Source organism: Butyrivibrio sp. (genome assembly GCF_024699075.1).
Genome location: NZ_JAILQF010000162.1, coordinates 1 through 4,084 on the forward strand (window position 1 = coordinate 1; position 4,084 = coordinate 4,084).

Annotated in this window: 4 protein-coding genes; all 4 read right to left on the reverse strand. The window is 37.3% G+C overall.

What is annotated here, in order from left to right; genetic code table 11:
• Positions 1-486: isoprenylcysteine carboxylmethyltransferase family protein (locus K6G87_RS06275; RefSeq protein ID WP_296835037.1), on the reverse strand; the 486-nt coding region annotated here is incomplete at its 3' end.
• Between the two features lie 355 nt (positions 487-841).
• The gene (locus K6G87_RS06280) at positions 842-1,789 is read right to left on the reverse strand and encodes a Fic family protein (RefSeq protein ID WP_296835039.1); all 948 of its coding nucleotides are present in this window, start codon (positions 1,787-1,789) and stop codon (positions 842-844) included.
• Positions 1,790-1,999: 210 nt separating this feature from the next.
• Complete coding sequence (locus K6G87_RS06285) at positions 2,000-2,635, reverse strand: YczE/YyaS/YitT family protein (protein ID WP_296835041.1); 636 nt, start codon at positions 2,633-2,635, stop codon at positions 2,000-2,002.
• 42 nt (positions 2,636-2,677) lie between these two features.
• Positions 2,678-4,084, reverse strand: a 1,407-nt coding sequence (locus tag K6G87_RS06290; RefSeq protein WP_296835043.1) for a glycoside hydrolase family 2 TIM barrel-domain containing protein, incomplete at its 5' end; no start/stop codon positions are given.

A 4,084-nucleotide genomic window follows, 5' to 3' on the forward strand; every position in this document is an offset into this window, starting at 1 on the left:
TGTGCTCATGTACATAGGATGTCTGACAATTCCATAAAGACCAGTGTCTATAACCTTTTGATTTTCCTGTACTTCAACAGTTCTGGAAAGGTAAGCGTTTTCCCTAAGAACCTCCGCATAAAGTATATAACCAAGCAAAAACACTGCTGTTGCTGCATATACAATCCATTTTTGTAAAACAATCCAGCCAAATCGAAAATTAAGTCCTGCCACAATAAAAGCAACAATAAACATTACCCCGCTTAGTACGATTACAATTTTCTGCTCAGACTGTTCTTCTTTAGCATTTAGGCGCTTTCGTAACAGCTCCGGATTTTTCTTCATCATGACAAATCCCGCAACAATCATGGGCACAAACAAAACTGCTATCAAGAGCCATCCATTCCAATATAAAAAAGATCCCGCTGGCAAAAAAAGAAGAAAACCTATCAGTAGCAACCCAGATATCACTTTTGTTATTGCTTGCGCAAACAATTTCCCATTCATATAATACTCCCCCATAAACATGAATTTATCGAGCTCTTTCTCTCACATAAGAGTCTTACAAACTGCCGATTTGCTTATTTACGTCGAAATTCTTTAATAAAACATACACTAACTACTACCATCATTATCGCCAATGCATCCGAAGCAGCCAACTGTCCAATCGCAGCCGCCGGAATTGGTTGTAATGGCCATGGCTCAATGAAACTGGCAAGGCACGCTCTGAACATCCAAACTACTGTTAGAAAGAAATAAAAGTAAATTACTTCCCGATTCATGTCCAATGCTCTTTTACCTAACAAAATTAGCATGACGCTTAGCCCAAGCAACAACAATGAGAAACAATAGTTCGTATAATCTATCCCAACTCCATTCTCTTCCAGCATTTTTCTTTTAGAAATTCTGCAATTATATCAATCTTTTCTCCTTCGTAGTAAGAAACCAACAACTTTTTGAACTCTGATACTTCTTTTTCTGGAATTACAAGGAGTCCATATCCATTTGATATCAAATAATGGTTTGCAAATATTATCGATGCCCTTTTATTCCCATCAACAAAAACCTGAGTTTTCATGCAGTACATACATAATTCAATTGCTTTATCGATAACATTGGAATCTGATTTTCTAATTTCATCTATATGTTCTATTACCACTGATTCGATTGGTATAGGTGGCACATAATTTGTTCCACCTATAGACACTGGAACACTGCGTATTTTTCCACCATACGAAAAGAACCCTTCATTTACAAGTTTTGCTATATGACACAACAAATAATAATCCGTATCTGCCTGTATTACATCTTGATCAAGAATAAATTCCCATGAGTGCTTAAGATTCAATATCTTTTGGACATCGTCTGCTGTCATTCCATTAACAATACCCTTTTCTAATATTTCCTCTGTCTGCGGAAATGTAGTTGCAACTCCTTCCAAAACTGCCTGATCATATATATTGGATTTCATATTTGCCCTTGCAAAATCAAGATTTTTTATCACTTCAGTTGATAGTTCAGACGGACTATAACCTGCTTCAGCTAATTGTTTATCAACTTTACGTATGTTCTTTTTTAACTCTCTTGCCTCTCTAGAATTTCTTAAAAGCAGCTGGTACAGGTCATCTGAGTATACTCCTACATATGTTGATGTAAGCTTTCCATTTACTCTTTTCCTTATATATAAATATTTGCCGCTTGAATTCTCTTTTACTTCAGGAGAACCATCATAAGGAATTAGATTAAGACGTGCCTGAAAATCTGCCTTATCCTGCAATAACCACTGAATTGTTTCCAACTTATTTTCCATGACTTTTTACTCCTTTTAGGGAACTTCTGCTTTAATTATTATACTATATAGTTCCCTAAATTCATATGATTTTTTAGGGAACTTTATTGCAGTAATCAAGCGATAAATGTTCCCTATTAATATTCCTATTTAGAACATAATACTTAAATTTTCTTTTAGATATAGTCAAAATACCTTGAATAGCGTCGTCGTAGAAACTTTAACACGCTCTTACTTATTAAGTAGTGGTCTTGCGATTTTTTCATTAAAAAATTCGATCAAAGGTCCCATGAAAAAAGCTGTTATTATGGTTCCAATACCTGCAAATGTCGGGATATCTGTAAATATGCCACCGCTTAAAAGAAACAATACAACGCCAAGTACTACGCATACGACATCTGTTATGATCCTGAGATACTTGAATTTACCGATCTTCCAGGTATCAGCCATAATAATAGCTACTGCATCATAAGTTGATACTCCAAGATCAGCTGTCATATAAAATGCTGAGCCAAAGCATATAACAACTATTCCAATAATAAGAGCTGCTACTCTTACAGGTATAGATGGATCAGGGAAAATTCCCTGAAGCTTTTCATAGCTAAACTGTGTTACATATCCCAGCAAAAACAGGTTAATAAAGGTAGCTATACCTATCTTCTTTCTATTAAATACAAGACTGAAAGTAAGCAAAACAGCATTAACTATTACGTAAAGAGTTCCAAAATCAATGGGTATCATGTGATCGATACCACTCATAAATGCCTGAAACGGGTCTACACCAAAAGCCGCAAGCTTAAATATTCCTACAGAAAAGCCGCATATCAGTACGCCAAGTACTGACATTATTATTCTCTTTTTTAACATCTGATCATCCTCCACCCTATACAAAATCTGTAAGTATAACTATCACCATATCTTGGTTTTAATCTTCACTATTCTTCTATCGTAGGTCAGAATTCCGTTAACTTCATCCTCCACATCGCTTACCTGAGTGTATATGAATCCGCACAGGCCTTTGGGCTCAAGTGGCAATATTTCGTTATATATAAACTGTCCATAATCTTCATTCATTTTCTTTCTGCTCTTATAGGTCGCATATCCATATGTTTTAGCACTTGCGCTATGGTCTTTCATATAATAGGTAAGTCCGCCGCATTCAGACAGAAAGCAGGCTCTGCCGTGTTTATCATGAGGGACTCCAGGTTTTCTGAAGTAGTTGTGTATACTGTTAAAGTCACCTGAACCCTGATCGAACCATCCGCTTGCTGCATCTATAGGTCTTGTACTATCCAGGAATTTAAGTATTCCCGGAAGTGTTGCAGCATCAAACTGACCCCAGCCTTCATTGAAAATAGTCCATATGGCTATTGATACACTGTTTTTAAGATATGCTACACTATTGCGCATCTCAGTTACAAAAGCATGTCTTCCTGCCGCATCAGATCTTGAGAGGAACTTATAACTCTTGGCAGAATCATCCAGTGTCTGCATGACATTTGGAAAAAGATTCGGAAGATACGTTACAAGAGGCTTGTCGTATGTAGATCCTCCGCTTACCATATCCTGTATCACCAGCATTCCCATTTGATCACAGTGATAATAATACCTTGCTTCTTCGATCTTGATATGTTTACGAAGTGTGTTATAGCCAAGCTTCTTCATGGTCTTTATATCATAGATAAGCGCATTATCTGAAGGTGCCGTCATAAGACCATCCGGCCAGTAGCCCTGATCGAGAACCCCTTTGATAAAATAAGGTTTATGATTAAGACAGAATCTTGGTATATCCTTATCATCTTTTTCCATAGTGAAGGTTCTCATTCCAAAGTAGGAAGTAACCCTGTCAATTGAATCATCTTCACCTTTAGCTATTATTTCAATATTATATAAATATGGGTCTTCCGGAGTCCATAGCCTTACATCATCTATAAGGATCCCAACCTTTGCAGTGTATGCGTACATAGTATCAAGAGGAATCGTATCCGACGATGGTATTATATGATCAGACTGGGCTTCCAGCGGATCACACGGATGGAAGGTCTGTGCCGTGATTGTTCTTTCAAATGGTTCCTGGTCTGAGTCCTTATCAAGAATCTGCCTAATTACTACGTCACAGGGTTTTGACACAATAAGTCTTATTTTCACAAAAGAAAGATCCTTAGAGGGTTCTGCCACGATCTTATAAACGCAAGTCTCAGGAACCCATTCCATCCACACGCTCTGCCAGATTCCGCTTTGTGGTGAATAGAACATGCCTCCTCTGTTTAATGTCTGCTTGCCTCTTGAAAGCCAGGAAGTATCAGTAACATCTGT